We start from the raw sequence: 16428 nt of genomic DNA, 5'->3' as shown, positions 1-16428 counted from the left end.
AATCAGGAGGAAGTTACTATGGCAAATCAAGTGAAAACCATTGGCGTCTTAACCAGCGGCGGCGATGCACCAGGTATGAATGCTGCAATTCGCGCTGTTGTCAGGACTGCAATCCATAAAGGATTAAAGGTAAAGGGAATCATGAGGGGATACGCGGGCCTTCTGCAGGAAGAAATCGTGGATATGGACAGCACCAGTGTGTCTGATATCATTCATCGTGGAGGAACGATTCTTTATACAGCCAGATGTCAGGAGTTTACCACTGTCGAAGGGCAGAAAAAAGGCGCCGAAATCTGCCGGAAGAATAACATTGACGGCATTGTGGTAATCGGCGGAGACGGATCCTTCCGTGGAGCGGGTAAGCTGTCTGCACTTGGTATTAATACCATTGGACTTCCAGGAACCATTGATTTGGATATTGCTTGCACGGATTATACCATTGGCTTTGACACAGCTGTGAATACGGCGATGGAAGCCATTGATAAGGTACGTGATACCTCTACCTCTCATGAGCGCTGCAGCATCATCGAGGTTATGGGCCGTAATGCAGGATACATCGCCCTTTGGTGTGGTTTTGCAAACGGAGCCGAGGATATCCTTCTTCCAGAGCGTTATGATGGAGATGAACAGTCTTTAATTAATCGAATTATCGAAAACAGAAAGCGTGGAAAGAAGCATCACATTATTATCAATGCAGAGGGTATCGGTCATTCTTCCTCTATGGCAAGAAGAATCGAAGCTGCCACCGGAATTGAGACAAGAGCTACCATTCTCGGTCATATGCAAAGAGGCGGAGCGCCTACCTGTAAGGACCGTGTTTACGCTTCCATTATGGGAGCCAGAGCGGTTGAGCTTCTTTATGAAGGAAAAAGCAACCGTGTGGTAGGCTATAAGCATGGAGAATATGTTGACTTTGATATCCAGGAAGCGCTTGCTATGACAAAAGATATTCCGGAAGATCAGTATCAGATCAGTAAGATGCTGGTGAGATAAGGAGAACATAAATATATTAGTTAATTGCAAGATAGCTCATATAAGATAGTTTCAGAGGTACGATTAATCCATAAAACGATACCCCTATATAGGACAAAGAAATCTAAAAATCCTATATAGGGGTATTTTGTTGTTATATGTAATAATTTTGCATCAATGCACACAACAAAACAATTTTGTCCCAGTCTTTCCTCCTGTTATAGATTTTCCATCCATGTATGAGCCAGAGAGATCCAGTTTTGGCACTGAGGCACGATGTGTTTCCCATCTACATCTGAGACTTCCTGGTTCGCAAGAGATAACCCATGGCAGCCGGTGGGATATATGTGCATTTCCACATTTACCCCATGTTCTGTCAGAGCATCTGCCAGAAGATAACTGTTTTTTACTGGTACTGCATCATCCGTGGAAGTATGCCAGATAAATGTCTTTGGTGTGTGGGAACCTACCTGATGCTCCAAAGAAACCAGCCTCCGGATCGTTTCATCCTCTGCTCTTTCCCCTAACAAATTCTGGAAGGAGCCGGAATGACAGCAGGGCCCTGCGGATATTACGGGATAAGCCAGAATCAGACCATCTGGACGGATGTCATCTGGACTCAGACCAAGAGAATCATATAAGAATGACTGATTCCAGAATGCTCCAAGGCTGCATGCCAAGTGTCCGCCTGCAGAAAACCCGGTTACCACAATCTTTTCAGAGTCAATGGGATACTCTGAGGCAAGGGAACGGACCATGGCTACAGCCATAGCCAGCTCCATCTGAGGATAGGGAAAGCCGTCTGGAGCAAGACTATAATGAAGAATAAACGTATGGTATCCCATCCCTAAGAACTGCATGGCTATAGGTTCTCCTTCACGGTCCGATAGATGGCAATAACCGCCGCCCGGGCAGATGATAACCGCCGGTCGTTTTCGGTCCATGCATACTGATATGGAATCAAGGATATAAGCGTCAAGACTTGCCGGAGCTCCAGACTTTTTAAGGCCTGCCTGCTCCTGTGAAATGAATATCTTTTTTGTAAATTGTTTCATGATTGTTTTTTGTTCCTTTCTTTATGTTCCTGTCAGAATTTCTACCTTGTACACCTCATTTTAATATGTTACCGTACAATGACTGGTTGTTTCTTTGTTCTAATATCCATATCGAAAGCACAAATTTAATAGATTCGGTTAGAACTGTCAATATAGCTAAAAATGAATCCATATGTTGTGTAAGTGCTTACACTCTTCATTTATATTACCAGAAGATAGAAAAGATGAAAGGTGAAAATTGAATAAAAAAGAAAATATTTATTATGAAAAACAACTAAAAAACCAAGACAAGCGCCCCATATGGTAAGGAGGGGAGAGTGAGGTTTCAAAGGGATATTTCATGAACAGGGTTTGACAACTTAGTTATTTCCAGTTATGCTGATAGAAAGCTGACCACGGTGGAACGCAGTATCGTCCAGATGGGGACTATGGGGTTGAACATGCTCCTTACCTATGTGGAAGATGGAATACATCCGGGGAGAGGTATGGCAGAATCAGAAACCGAAACAGCTTGTAAATGGATCAAAACCAACAACACAAATAGCAAAGTGAGGAATACGAGCGTGGATGCAATTGAGATGTACATCAATGAGCTGATGGAAAAAAGTACGCCGGACTGCCCGGCCTGGAACATTGAGAAACTCCTTTCCGGAGAAAAGTCAGGTTGGAATTACATTGACGGCTGCATGATTAAGGCTATTTTAGAAATGTATGCCATAACAAAGGATTCCAGATATTTTGAGTTTGCGGATGCTTTTATTGATCACCGGGTAAGAGAAGACGGCACCATTGACGGCTACGATGTGGAGGAATTGAACATCGACAATATCAATGCCGGAAAAACTTTGTTTGAGCTTTACGATCTGACCGGTAAGGAGAAATACAGAAAAGCAATCGATTTGATTTACAGCCAGATTGGAATGATGCCAAGAACAAAAGAAGGTAACTTCTGGCATAAAAACATTTATCCGAATCAGGTATGGCTTGACGGTCTTTATATGTGCCAGCCATTTTATATGGAATATGAAACAAGATTTCACGATAAAAAGAATTGCAATGACATTTACAGCCAGTTTTCCAATGTGAAGCAATTTATGAAGGATACAGAAACCGGTCTTTATTACCATGCCTATGATGCAGAGCGTGAGATGTTCTGGTGTGATAAGGTCACTGGCCTCTCTCAGAATTTCTGGCTGAGGGCTCTTGGCTGGTATTCCATGGCTCTTCTTGATACCATGGATAAGGCGGACCCATCAGATATTCAGGAAGTGAATGGGATGAAAGAGGCATTTGTAGGCTTGATTGATGCCATGCTGAAATACCAGGATGAAAGCGGCATGTGGTACCAGGTGGTAAATTTAGGCGGCATGGATAAGAATTATCTGGAGACCAGCGGAAGTGCAATATTCTCCTATGCTATTTTAAAAGGGGTACGTCTTGGATACCTTCCAGCAGATTACGCCCAGTACGGAAAGAAAGCCTTTCTTGGTATCTGTGACAAGTACTTAAATCTGGAAAAAGGCAATATGAGCCTTGGTGGAATTTGTCTTGTAGCAGGACTTGGCGGAAAGGACAGAAGAAACGGAACCTTTGATTACTATATGTCAGAACCGATTGTTAAGGATGATGCAAAAGGAGTGGGACCATTCCTTCTTGCCTATACAGAGATGAAACGGACTGGCTGGGAATACCAGTCATAACATAGAAAGAGGATCAGAGCTCACATGGAGTTCTGGTCCTCTCTTATATTAACTTAAGCTGTTCTGTGCATACTTCTTCGGTGAGATCCCTGTTTTTTTGGTAAAGGCTTTGAAGAAATTGCTATAATCATTAAATCCGCACATGAGATAGACCTCATTGACGCTGTAGCCGCCTGACAATAAAGTCTGAGCCAGCTCGATCCTGCGGTTGGTAATATAGGAATTAATGGTGGTGCCAGTCCCCTTTTTAAATAATCTGCAAAGATAAGAGGTGCTTAAGTAAAAATGAGCTGCTATCTCTCCGATGCTAAGGGGGGAATCAATGTTATGATGGATGTAAGTGATGATATCTGCCACTTTACTGTTAAAATACTGTCTCTGGTCCTCGGTTTCGTCACCTGCGGAGGCATCCATGGCCAGTTTTGTCACAAAAACCATAAATTCGGCGAAAACAGACCGTTCCTCCACGTCCTGCCCAAAGCCTTCCTCAGCGGATAATTTGTTGATATAGTAAGTAAATCGTCGTTGCTGGCCCTGGTTCAGAGCGATTCGATGGGAGAATTTGTCAGGTCTGTGAGTGAAGCAATAGGTTAAATCTGTCAGTGGAGTGGAAATGCTTTTTAAATAAGAAGGATCTATAAAAATAGTGTATCTTTCGTGTGGTATGGTAGAATCCATTTGAATCACCTGATGCTTTTCGTGATTGTTGATCATGAACAAATTCCCTGGTTCTACGCGGTAATTATTGTCCTCGATTAAAAAAGTACGTTCCCCGCTGATGGAATAATTGAACTCATAACAGCGGTGGCTGTGCATACTTAATACACCGGATTCTTTATGAAGATGGGCAATTGAGAAGTATTTGGAAGCCATGCAATGGTCAATTCCGTCTGAATATGAGGTAAGTACTTTCATAAATTGGATTCTCCTTAGCTAATATTACTAAAATTATACCATAGGATGTCAATATATTCAATGTTTTGTGCCGTATTTGAAATGAATTATAAGATGATGGATGCTATAATATAGAAAAAGCACAGTGTAAGCGCTTACGCAATGGTTGAAAAAATTGTTGAAAATTGTAAATGCTTCCAAAGGCTTTTAAAGAACTCATTTGAGGGATAGAAAAAAGGAGAGAGAAAAATGAGAAAAATCAAACAGTGGACAGCAATGGGGTTAGCGACTGTTATGGCTATGTCATTATCTGCATGTGCAGGCGGCAAGAGCACGACCGAGACAACCAGTGCAGCTGAGACAACAAAGGCAGCAGAGACAACTTCTGCAGCAGCTTCAGACACAACCTCTGGAGAGCCAGTAGAAATCAAGTTTTCCTGGTGGGGTGGAGACAGCAGACATGCTGCAACAGAAGAAGCAATCAAAGCCTTTATGGCAAAATATCCAAACATAACAGTTACTCCTGAGTACGGCGCATGGACAGGCTGGGAAGAGAAACAGTCCTTAAACATCTTAGGCGGCAACGCAGCAGATGTTATGCAGATCAACTGGAACTGGATCGAATCTTACGGCCAGGGCGGAAAGTCATTCGCTAATCTTGAGGATTACTCCGATGTTCTTGATTTAAAGCAGTTTTCACCGGAAAGCCTTGAGCTTTGTAAATTAGATAGTAAGTTAATGGCAGTTCCGATTTCTTTAACAGGACGTCTGTTCTACTGGAATAAATCAGCTTTTGATGAGGTTGGTGTAGCAATTCCTACAGACCTTGATTCCCTGTACAAAGCAGGAGAAGCTTTCAAAGCAAAAGATCCTGATATGTATCCATTAGCAGTTGGTGAGTATGATCGTATGATCTTAATGGTTTACTATCTTGAGTCCAAATATGGCAAGAACTGGGTAGAAGAAGGTCAGATCAACTACACAGAAGATGAAGTAAAAGATGGTATGGATTTCATTACTGGTTTAGAAGAGAAGCACGTTATCCCAACATTAGCTACCATCAATGGCGATATGGCTGACTCTCTTGACAAGAATGCAAAATGGATCGATGGCAAGTATGCAGGTATCTTCGAGTGGGATTCCTCTGCTTCCAAGTTCAAAAAAGCACTTGAAGGCAGTGTTAACAAGCCAAACCAGGAATTTGTTCTTGGCGACTTCATTAAGATGGGCAACAACAACGGTGGATTTACAAAAATCTCCATGGCATTTGCAGTTCCTTCAAGCTCCAAGCATCCAAAAGAGGCAGCTATGTTAATCAACTTCCTTTTAAATGATGAAGAAGGCGTTAAGATCGGTTCTACAGAGAGAGGAATTCCTTGCTCTGCAGAAGGCTTAAAGATTCTTCAGGATAACAAGCTTGGCGATCCGTTAACCATCGAAGCTAACACAAAGGTTATGGGTTACAGCAAGTTCACTCTGGACAGCAAATTTGAGCACAACGACTTAAAGGCTAACCCAGACGGCGTTTACTTCAAAGTATTTGGTAAATTAAGTGCAGGTGAAATTGATTCCAAGCAGGCTGCAACCGACTTAGTAAAGGGTGTTACAGATACTCTAGAGAACTAATTAACCTTATAGAAAAGCAATACACATTTCATACGAGCCGCCATAACGTTATGGCGGCTCCCATAAAGAAAAGGGCAGACAAAAGTCATGGAATGCAGATATGAGACATTGAAACCATACCAGCTGACTGGTGCAGTACAAATGTATGAGGCTTTTGGGGAAGAGTCTTATAAAGAATTTGTACTGTATCATTTAAGCGGGCTTAAGGCCCTGGAGGGGACGGCAGGCAGCCTGCCGATGCAGGACTATTTAGCATATTTTTTTGCTTATGGGCAAACAGACAATGAGGAATACAGACAGAAGATTGATAATGCAATAATATCAAATGAATGGACTATGGATTTCATGCCATTTGTTACAGCGTATGAAACGAGATATAATAGGAAAGAACATTATAATGAAATTGCTGCAATGTTTCGGAACAGGGAATCCTTTACAGGAGATGATTTAGTAGCCCTGATCGAGACCATCAGTCAGATGTCAGAAGAGATCTACGAATATTATAGAGAATTAAGGGATTTGTTTCAGGTTATAGTCAAGGAAAAGATGAAAGACCTCCCGGATTCTCCTGAAATTTTGGAAATCGGTTATTCCATCCTAAAGGCGTGCAACATTGGCGTTCTTCAAAGGGAGAAATACAGCAATTTCGGGGAACTTGTTTGGAATATGATTGCGGGGAACGATAATCAAGCTTGCGTAGGTTTAGAGAATATGATCCGTGCGCAATACACAATACTTAAAAAACAGGAGGTATAAGCAGTATGAAGTCTAAGGGTATTCATAAGTTCCTGGCAGAGAATGCAGGATTTTTCTTTGTGCTACCGTGGCTGATTGGATTTATACTTTTTAAAGTTTATCCGTTCGCATCTTCACTGTACTATAGCTTTACAAATTATGACCTGTTCAGTGGTGTAACAAAGACAGGTTTGATGAACTATAATAAGATTTTCACAGATTCTGACATCAGAAGAGCTTTCATGGTTACATTCAAATATGCAATTATTGATGTTCCTGTAAAGCTGACATTTGCATTATTCATTGCATATATACTAAATTTTAAATTAAAGGGTGTAAACTTCTTTAGAACTGCATATTACATTCCCTCCATTCTTGGCGGTTCCATTGCCATAGCAATTCTATGGAGAGCGGTATTTAATACAGACGGTCTGATCAATACCGTAATTGGCGTTTTCGGAGCTGAAAAAATCAACTGGATGGCATCTGCCAACGGCGCTCTTGCAGTTATCATTCTGTTAAGAGTATGGCAGTTTGGATCTGCCATGGTTATCTTCCTTGCCGCTCTAAAGGGCGTATCAGAAGATCTCTATGAAGCAGCATCTATTGACGGAGCAGGAAAGTGGACACAGTTTTTCAAGATCACAGTTCCGCTTATCACACCAGTTATTTTCTACAATCTGATTACCCAGCTATGCCAGGCATTCCAGGAGTTCAACGGACCATTCCTTGTAACAAAGGGAGGACCAAACGGAGCGACAACACTTATTTCCATCTTGATTTACAACAACGCATTCTTACGTCACAAGATGGGTATGGCAAGTGCACAGGCATGGATTCTGTTCCTTATCGTTATGACCTTTACGGCTGTGGCGTTCGTAAGCCAGAAGAAGTGGGTTTACTATTCAGATGAGGACGGGAGGTAGATAACATGACGAAAGAGACTAGAAGACAAATCAGTACAGTGATTCGTTATACGCTTCTTATTGCTGTAGGTTTCATTATGGTATACCCCCTGATCTGGATGGTGGGAGCTACCTTTAAAACAAACTCTGAGATTTTTACCAGCGCATGGTTCTGGCCAAAGAATCCTGTTATGGACGGATATGACAATGCATTTGTTGATTACGGCGGCAAGATAAACTTAATCAAGTCCATGCTCAACACTTATAAAATCGTAGTACCTAAAGTAATTTTTACTGTTTTCTCTGCAACCATTACTGCTTACGGTTTCGGACGGTTTGAATTTAAGGGAAAAGCAATCCTCTTCTCCTTAATGATCTCCACTTTATTCCTTCCACAGGTAGTTTTAAATGCACCACAGTACATCATGTTCAATCAGTGGGGATGGACGAACTCCTATCTTCCATTGGTGATTCCTTCTCTGTTTGCAGGAGATACTTACTTCCTGTTCATGCTGGTACAGTTCTTAAGAGGTGTGCCAAAGGAGCTTGAGGAAGCAGCTAAGATTGATGGATGTAACTCCATTAAAACCTTATGGTATGTAATCGTTCCTATGTTAAAGCCATCTTTGGTTTCCGTTGCACTGTTCCAGTTCATGTGGACCACCAATGACTTTATGGGACCCCTCATTTACGTTTCAGATATGCCCAAATACACAAACTCCATTTACTTACGTATGTCAATGGATGGTGATGTTGGATTCCAGTGGAACCGAATTTTAGCGATGTCTTTAATCTCTATCATTCCTTCCCTGATTGTATTCTTCTGTGCACAGGATGCCTTTATTGATGGTATCGCAGCCGGAGGCGTAAAAGGTTAATTGAATTAGATTGGGCGTAGTATTAAGTTGCTGCGCCCTTTTTGAATATACGAAAAGAAAATGCGAGGTTAAGTCAGTATGAAACTTAGAGTTGCTTTAAAGACAGCACGTTCTGCAACCATTGAAACCATAACAGAGCAGATCTATGAATATGATACTCCTGGGACGATCTATGTAAATGGAGAAAGCCATGGAGAGACAAAAAAGACCGTATTTACTTTATTTGACTTAAAACCGGATATGGATTATAATATCTGCTTGGAAAGAGATGGAAAAAAGGCAGAAGTAGTTTTTCGTACCGATTATGAGTTTGTCACCTTAAATGTTCGTGAAATCGGGGCAAAGGGGGATGGCATTCAGGATGATACTCCCTTTATCCAGGCGGCTATTATGGCTTGTCCTAAAGATGGAAGAGTACTTATTCCAAAAGGTACCTACCACATTACCAGCCTGTTCTTAAAGAGCCATATTAAGATAGAGCTTGCCGAAGGTGCCGAGCTTCAGGCAGATACAGACCGTAACAAATTCCCAAGATTTCCGGGTGTCATAGAAAGCTATGACGAAAAGGAAGATTATAATCTGGGAACATGGGAGGGCAACCCCTTACCGATGTTTGCTGGAATTATTACTGGTATCGATGTAGAGGATGTTGTGATCTACGGAAGAGGTTTGATCAATGGACAGGCTGATTTTGATAACTGGTGGCACGATGTTCGACAGATGAAGATTGCCTTCCGCCCCCGTATGGTATTTTTAGAGAGATGTAAAAATGTAAGCTTACAGGGATTTTCTTTGAAGGACAGTCCGGCATGGGTGCTTCACCCTTACTTTAGCCAAGATTTGAAGTTCATTGATTTAACCATCAATAATCCTGCCAATTCCCATAATACAGACGGATTGGATCCAGAATCCTGTAAAGATGTTGAGATCCTGGGGGTTCATTTCTCTTTAGGAGATGACTGTATTGCCATTAAGTCCGGAAAGATTTATATGGGAAGAAAGTATAAAACACCTTCTGAGAATATTATGATCCGTCAGTGTCTGATGGAAAACGGCCACGGTGCGGTTACTGTAGGAAGTGAAGTAGGAGCCGGGGTTAAAAACATTCGGGTGGAATACTGTCTGTTCCGCCATACCGACAGAGGGTTGAGAATTAAGACGAGAAGAGGTCGGGGAAAAGATTCTGTGCTTTCCGAAATATATTTTGACCATATCCACATGGATCATGTTATGACACCTTTTGTGGTAAACAGCTTTTATTTCTGCGATCCAGATGGGAAATCCGATTATGTACAGTCTCGCGAGGCCTTGCCTGTTGATGAGCGGACTCCCAGCATCAAAGGGCTGTATTTCACAAACATAAAAGCAGAGAATTGTCATGTGGCTGCTTCCTTCTTTTACGGACTCCCAGAACAGAAGATTGAGCGTATTGAACTTAAGAATGTTGAGGTTTCTTTTGCAGAGGAAGCAAACAAAGGTGCACCAGCCATGTTAAGCGGAATCGAGGAATGCTCAAAGAAAGGTTTCTTAATCAATAACGTTGAAACGTTGATTCTTGATCAGGTTTCGATTTCCGGACAAGTTGGGGAAGCGTTTGATGTGACCAATGTGGATCACTATGATGTAAAATAAAGGAGAAGTGAATTATGCAGATTGGAATCCGGTTACACGATGTAGCACCAGGCACAATAGAAGAACGATTAAAGATTGCACAGGAACAGGGGTTTTGCTGTGCTCATCTGGCATTAACCAAAACGGTGAAGGAGCATTCCGTAGACGACTCTGCATTGACTCCAGGCTATGCTACCTATCTTCGTAAGCTGTTTGCCAAGTATGATGTGGATATTGCAGTGTTAGGCTGTTATCTGAATCTGGCACATCCTGATCCAGTTGAGCTTAAAAAGATTCAGGAACGTTATTTTGCACATCTTCGTTTTGCCTCCATGTTAGGATGCAGCGTAGTGGGTACGGAAACCGGGGCACCTAATGCAGAATACCGCTTTGTACCGGAAAGCCATACAGAGGAATCCTTACAGACTTTCATTAAGAATTTTCGTCCCGTGGTAGAATGCGCGGAAAAATTTGGTGTTATCATGGCCATAGAACCAGTGTGGAGCCACATTGTATATGACTCCAAACAGGCGTTAAAGGTATTAAAGGAAATCAACTCACCCAATCTAAGAATCATCTTGGATCCAGTAAATCTTCTTTCTGTAGAAAATAGCGCTCGTTATGATGAGGTGATTACAGAAGCTATTAAAGATCTGGGCGAGTATACAGATGTGGTTCATATGAAAGACTTTGTTATCGAAGGAGATAAGGTTGTTTCAGGAGCGCCTGGAAGTGGCACCATGAAGTATGATACCATTCTCAACTTCGTAAAGAAAGACAAACCTTTTATCCAGATGACCATTGAAGACAGTACTCCTGATAATGCGGAGTGGTCCAGGAAGTTTCTTGAGGATTATAAATAAACTGGAAACGAGCTTTGAAGTCCTGTATGTCAGGGTTTCAAAGCTCGTTTTGGTTATATAGTTATCCGGTGATGCGTTTGAGCAGATAATAATACTCTGTACTGTGTATCATGCTGAATTCCCCGGGCTTCATGCCGGGGACAATAAATACCTTGGTCTCTGGTATCATATCAATCAGCTTATGGATGGAAGGGTCCATACGCTTAATTTCCCTGGAACCTATGATAATCATTACATTGGCTCTGGTGTTTTTTAATTCATCTGAGACCGCATAAGAAGTGTGATTCACTGCGATGTTTATCAGGGAATCTTTTGTCATGGAGCTGGTGTCGCTGAAGTATTGAATAAAATGTTGTTTCTTTATAGATAATTCTCTTGCTCTGATTTTAGCAAACCATTTCCGATGATAAAGTCTGTACGCGAGTCTGCCTGCCAAAACTGTTAAAAATGTCAGAGATTTAGATGGTATCACCCAAGGACTTTCTATGATGGCATACCTGGCAATATCAGTCCTTTGAGACAGCGCCTCAACGACTATCTGTGCCCCCAGAGTGGAACCGCCCATGGCAAAGACGGAACCGTTGTTATTTTCATCAATATACTGGATCAGTTTACGGGCAGAATCCTGGATACTTAAAAAAGTAGTCTGCGCATCTTCTCCGTGTCCGTCTATAATGGGAGCTACGATGTGGTAATCCCTCTTTAGCAGTTCAATGGTTTCCATCAGAGACCACCAGGAAAGGCCGCCTTCATGGAGAAGGACTATGGTCGGTGCACTGGCGGTTCCAAACTCTTTAAATATCATGCGGCTAAGCACCTCCGTTCCCTGGCAGAAGACTATTTCCCTGATCCCAGTGCCTCGGCCAGATGGTCTAAATAAGAGTTATGGGTGATTGCAACTATCTTGTCACCAGCAATCAGATGAGTGTTTCCTCTGGGTAAAAGAAGCTGATCCTTTCGAAGGATAGCGACCAGAACACATTCCAGAGGCAGATTTATCTCCTTTACCGTTTTCCCAGCGGCTGGAGATGCCGGATCCACCATACGCTCTACCAGAGAGTACTGACCGCCGTGTAGCTTTAAAAGGGTCATCATATCGCCCATAGTCATTTCCTCTGCCACCAGACGAGCCATTAGATCTGCCTGGTTAAGAGCTGCATCGACTCCCATGATTCCCTGAAAGAGCCATGCATTTTTAGGATTATTTACCCTTCCTACCACACGGCGTACCCCATACTCCATGCGGGATAGAGTGGCTACCACCAGGTTTGTTTCATCTGAGCCGGTCACGGCAGCCACCACATCGGCCTCATTGATCCCAGCGGCCTCTAAGACCCTTGGCTCGGCTCCATTTCCGCAGATGACACATTCCTCAGGAAGGTCCCGCTTTAAGACCGGTATTCTGGTTTCTCTTACATCAATGATTTTAATTTCATGCCCCCGTTCCAATAGAAGGGAAGCTAAATATGCGCCAACCTGGCCGCCCCCAATAATTATGACCTTCATCTTCATATCCCCTTTCCATTGGAAATTCCAAATAAACGTTTTAACCGGTCAAAGGAGGATACGGCGGCAGCTACATAGAGAATATCTCCTTTTTGCAGTGCAGTACCAGTTGTGGGCAGTATGGTCTTGTTTCCCCTTGTAATGGATACAATTTTCACTTCCCCGGGGATGGAGAGTTCACTGGCCTTATGGCCTTCCATGAGAGGCGTGGTCTCAATTTCCACAAGCTCCACATCTCCATTTCCCATGCTGAATATGGTATGAAGAGGAGAGTAGCAAAGCAGGTCAACAGCCCTTTGAATTCCCCAGGCAGTAGAGGATAAGGTCTGTACGCCCAGGCGCTTATAAATCTCGGCCTTTTCCCTGTCATGAAGACGGGCGACCACCTTTGGTACATGATAAATTTCTTTGGAGATTCGTGCAATCACTGCATTGGATTCATCACTGGAGGTAAAGGCAGCCAGTGCATCGGTCTTTTTGATCTGTGCCTTTAAGAGGACCTCCTGGTCAAACCCAATTCCCTCTATGGTCTCTCCCCGAAAATTAGGGCCAAGCTCTTTAAATGATCCTGGGTTGGAATCTATAACGGTCACGTTGTGGCCCATTTTACTTAATGCCAGTGCCAGGCCGGAACCATTTCGTCCGCAGCCTACGATAATCATTCTCATGAATTATACATCTCCTTCTTCTCATAATTTCCTTTACTCTTTCTGGGTCTAAGATTTCGCAGGAAGAATTTCCTGATTTCATCAATGAGCAGAACCGCAAATGGAATCCAGATTAAGAATGCCCATTCCTTTAAGCCCAGTGGAGCCGTATTAAAAAGATTGTGGAGGAACGGAAGGTAGGTGATGAGGCTTAAAAGGATCAGCTCTACCACGATTCCTACAAGAATCAGCTTGTTGGTATGAAATCCTGTTTTAAAGATGGATACCCGCTCGGTCCGGCAGGCAAATACAGCGCCTACCTGAGCCAGTACAATGGCTGCAAATGTCATGGTGGTCGCCATCCGGTAAATCGTTCCTGTACCGGGAAGGGGAGTACCAGGCCAGCCGTTCAGCCAGTTTAGGTAAAAGAAAGCAGCCATACAGGCGATTGCTTCCATGGAGCCGTACCATAAGAGGGCACGTGACAGCAGTTTTTTAGTCAGCAGAGACTCTTTTTGTGAACGGGGTGGAATATCCATAATTCCAGGCTCCGGTGATTCTGCACCAAGACCCATGGCCGGTACCATATCGGTTCCAAGGTCAATACAAAGAACCTGCATAATGGTCAGGGGAAGTGGAATCGTACCTCTGGAGAAAAGATAAAAAATCATAGGCACTGCCTCAGCCATATTGCTGTTGAAAATGTACACTGCAAATTTACGGATATTATTGTAGACCGCACGCCCTTCCTCCACTGCGTTGACAATGGAAGCAAAGTTATCATCGGTCAGGATCATGTCAGCAGCTTCTTTTGCTACATCAGTGCCGGAAAGCCCCATGGCAACGCCGATATCTGCTTTTTTCAGAGCGGGTGAATCGTTAACTCCGTCACCGGTAACCGCAACGATATGCTTCATCTCCTGAAGTGCAGTTACCACCTGCAGCTTTTGTTCCGGTGCCACTCTGGCAAAGAGAACTTCACCCTCCAGGGCATTTTTCAGTTCTTCCGGCTGCATTTTCCCAAGTTCGATTCCAGTAATAATTCTTGGATGCTCTCCTTTTATGATTCCGATTCGGCGGGCAATGCTTTCTGCCGTGAGGCCGTAGTCACCGGTAATCATAATAATCCGGATGCCTGCCCGGTGGCATTTCTTAACTGCTTCGGATACCTCAGGACGGGGAGGATCTACCATGGCAATGAGGCCTAAAAAGGTAAGCTCCTGCTCAATGAGCTCCGGGGTATATTGGCTTAAGCTTTGAGGAATCCCGGTAATGCCCTTTAGATTTCTGGATGCAACAGCAAGGACTCTGAGGCCATTTCTTGCATAACGGTCATTGATTTCCATGATTTCGGCACGGGTCTTTCCGTCCATTTCCATGGAGGTTCCATTTACCTTTATGTGGGTGCATAGCTCAAGAACTTCCTTTGGCGCGCCTTTTGTAAAGGCAATCCGGTCGTTTGAGACCTGGTGAATCGTGGTCATACGTTTTCTTACGGAGTCAAATGGTAGCTCACGAAGGCGGAGTTCTTTCTTATTTAAATCCTCTGGTGTTAAGCCATACTTTTGAGCAGCCACCAGAAGAGCAGCCTCTGTGGGGTCTCCAAGTACAGTAAAACGGGAAGATTCCGGGCCTGGGGGCACGAGATGAGCGTTGCAGCAAAGGGCCGCTGCACCTAAGAGCCTGCTTAAATCAGGTGTTTCTGATGCCACAGGATGCCCGTTTTCTAGAATTTTGCCTTCCGAAGGGTCATAGCCTACTCCGGTTACATCAAGGGATTTTCCCCCAATCCAAATATTGCTTACGGTCATCTCATTTTGAGTCAGAGTTCCTGTCTTATCTGTACAGATCACAGTGGTACAGCCCAGTGTCTCCACAGCAGAAAGGCGCTTTATAAGGGCATTTCTTTTTGCCATTCGCTGAACACCCATGGCAAGGGATAAGGTAACTGTGGGAAGGAGTCCCTCCGGGATAAAAGCGACGATCATACCCATGGCGAAAATAAATGCCACGGCTAATTCTGTACCAACAAGAACAATGGACAGCAGGAAAAATACTACGCCAATGCTGATGGCAAGGATGGAAACAGTCCTGGTCAGCTTATTCATCTCTTTTTGAAGAGGACTTAATTCTTCTTTCAGCGTCTGGGTAAGGCCCGCAATTTTGCCAAACTCTGTATTCATGCCAGTCGCATAAACAATTGCCTTACAGGTTCCTGCCGCTACGTTGGTACCGGCAAAAATCATATTAGGCTGTTCGGAACGGGAGAGGTCATCCCGTATTACCTCATCCTTAGATTTGTGGACCGGGTGGGATTCTCCGGTCAGGGTGGATTGATTCACGCTTAAATCATTGTCCTCCACCAGACGGGCATCGGCTGAAATGCGGTCCCCTTCTCCAAGGAGGATGAGATCACCAGGGACCAGATCCTCTGCCAGTATTTTTTGTTCTTCCCCGTCTCGGACCACACGGGCATAATCTGGGAGGAGCTTCTTTAAAGCCTCGGTTGCTTTGCCAGCCCGGAATTCCTGCCAGAAACTGAACGCACCGTTTATGATGTTTACCATCCAGATTGCAATTCCAAGTTCAGGCAGCTGGGCAATGAAGCCTACTAAACCTGCACACCAGAGGAGAATGGCCATAAAGTGGGTAAAGTTAGAGAGAAATTTAAAGATAAGTGGCTGACCCTTCTTCTCCTGGAGCGCATTTTTTCCAAACTGGTGGATGCGCGTGGTGACCTCTGATTTTAACAGCCCTTTTTCTCCGGTGTTTAAAGCAGAATACACCTCTTTTACGGGCAGTTTTTGTAAATCGGATAACACATCGGGAGAAAATGCTTGCTTTAATGTTTTACTCATAGCGATCTATCTTCCTATCCTTTTTCGTAGATTGACAGCTTGGGAAAAAAGCCGTCTGCTTTTTCATTGCTTTGCCAGATCGATTTGGTAATTTCTATCATAGCTCTTAATTTGTGAGTGGAGTGTGAGAATGGAAGAGGGGGTGTGAGAATGGTGTGAGAACGGTATAAGAATCGTA

General features: G+C 43.5%; 14 protein-coding genes. 8 read left to right on the top strand and 6 right to left on the bottom strand.

Features of this window, described 5'->3' with window-relative positions:
- Positions 1-18: 18 nt before the first annotated feature.
- The gene (gene pfkA / locus T546_RS0111765) at positions 19-993 is read left to right on the top strand and encodes a 6-phosphofructokinase (protein WP_026891790.1); all 975 of its coding nucleotides are present in this window, start codon (positions 19-21) and stop codon (positions 991-993) included.
- A 197-nt stretch (positions 994-1190) separates the two neighbouring features.
- Here pfkA and T546_RS0111760 read toward each other — a convergent pair whose 3' ends face one another.
- Entirely contained in the window at positions 1191-2027 is an 837-nt protein-coding gene (locus tag T546_RS0111760) for an alpha/beta hydrolase (protein ID WP_026891789.1), read from the bottom strand.
- Positions 2028-2590: 563 nt separating this feature from the next.
- On the opposite strand from T546_RS0111760, the gene T546_RS0111755 reads away from it, so the two are divergent.
- Positions 2591-3727: a glycoside hydrolase family 88/105 protein gene (locus T546_RS0111755; RefSeq protein ID WP_026891788.1), complete on the top strand. Its 1137-nt coding sequence runs from the start codon at positions 2591-2593 to the stop codon at positions 3725-3727.
- Between the two features lie 48 nt (positions 3728-3775).
- On the opposite strand, the gene T546_RS0111750 is transcribed toward T546_RS0111755, so the two are convergent.
- A complete protein-coding gene (locus tag T546_RS0111750; RefSeq protein ID WP_024838418.1) occupies positions 3776-4642 on the bottom strand; it encodes a helix-turn-helix domain-containing protein in 867 nt (288 codons plus the stop codon).
- 228 nt (positions 4643-4870) lie between these two features.
- Between T546_RS0111750 and T546_RS0111745 the strand changes: the two genes are divergently transcribed.
- The 6 genes from T546_RS0111745 (at position 4871) to T546_RS0111720 (ending at position 11239) form a co-directional block, all read left to right on the top strand.
- Positions 4871-6247, top strand: a complete 1377-nt coding sequence (locus tag T546_RS0111745; protein ID WP_026891787.1) for an ABC transporter substrate-binding protein — start codon at positions 4871-4873, stop codon at positions 6245-6247.
- Positions 6248-6334: 87 nt separating this feature from the next.
- The gene (locus T546_RS0111740) at positions 6335-7003 is read left to right on the top strand and encodes a hypothetical protein (RefSeq protein ID WP_026891786.1); all 669 of its coding nucleotides are present in this window, start codon (positions 6335-6337) and stop codon (positions 7001-7003) included.
- Positions 7004-7008: 5 nt separating this feature from the next.
- Complete coding sequence (locus T546_RS0111735) at positions 7009-7908, top strand: carbohydrate ABC transporter permease (protein WP_026891785.1); 900 nt, start codon at positions 7009-7011, stop codon at positions 7906-7908.
- 5 nt (positions 7909-7913) lie between these two features.
- The gene (locus tag T546_RS0111730) at positions 7914-8765 is read left to right on the top strand and encodes a carbohydrate ABC transporter permease (RefSeq protein ID WP_024838414.1); all 852 of its coding nucleotides are present in this window, start codon (positions 7914-7916) and stop codon (positions 8763-8765) included.
- 78 nt (positions 8766-8843) lie between these two features.
- Positions 8844-10397, top strand: a complete 1554-nt coding sequence (locus tag T546_RS0111725) for a glycoside hydrolase family 28 protein (RefSeq protein WP_026891784.1) — start codon at positions 8844-8846, stop codon at positions 10395-10397.
- A 14-nt stretch (positions 10398-10411) separates the two neighbouring features.
- A complete protein-coding gene (locus T546_RS0111720) occupies positions 10412-11239 on the top strand; it encodes a sugar phosphate isomerase/epimerase family protein (RefSeq protein ID WP_026891783.1) in 828 nt (275 codons plus the stop codon).
- A 61-nt stretch (positions 11240-11300) separates the two neighbouring features.
- Here the strand turns inward: T546_RS0111720 and T546_RS0111715 are convergent, their stop codons facing one another.
- Genes T546_RS0111715 through T546_RS23425 form a run of 4 tightly spaced genes read right to left on the bottom strand, consistent with a single transcriptional unit; the run spans position 11301 to position 16250 of the window.
- Positions 11301-12044 carry an alpha/beta fold hydrolase gene (locus T546_RS0111715; RefSeq protein ID WP_026891782.1) on the bottom strand — a complete coding sequence of 248 codons (744 nt, stop codon included), beginning with the start codon at positions 12042-12044 and terminating at the stop codon, positions 11301-11303.
- A 32-nt stretch (positions 12045-12076) separates the two neighbouring features.
- Entirely contained in the window at positions 12077-12745 is a 669-nt protein-coding gene (locus T546_RS0111710; protein ID WP_026891781.1) for a potassium channel family protein, read from the bottom strand.
- A gap of 2 nt (positions 12746-12747) precedes the next feature.
- Positions 12748-13413 carry a potassium channel family protein gene (locus T546_RS0111705; protein ID WP_026891780.1) on the bottom strand — a complete coding sequence of 222 codons (666 nt, stop codon included), beginning with the start codon at positions 13411-13413 and terminating at the stop codon, positions 12748-12750.
- Entirely contained in the window at positions 13410-16250 is a 2841-nt protein-coding gene (locus tag T546_RS23425) for a cation-translocating P-type ATPase (protein WP_051629784.1), read from the bottom strand. The genes T546_RS0111705 and T546_RS23425 overlap by 4 nt, the downstream gene beginning before the upstream one ends.
- Between the last annotated feature and the right edge of the window lie 178 nt (positions 16251-16428).

This window comes from [Clostridium] aerotolerans DSM 5434 (assembly GCF_000687555.1).
GTDB classification, from domain to species: Bacteria; Bacillota; Clostridia; order Lachnospirales; family Lachnospiraceae; genus Lacrimispora; species Lacrimispora aerotolerans.
Note: the sequence above shows the minus strand (reverse complement) of the source record. Positions and strands in the feature narration are given on the sequence as shown.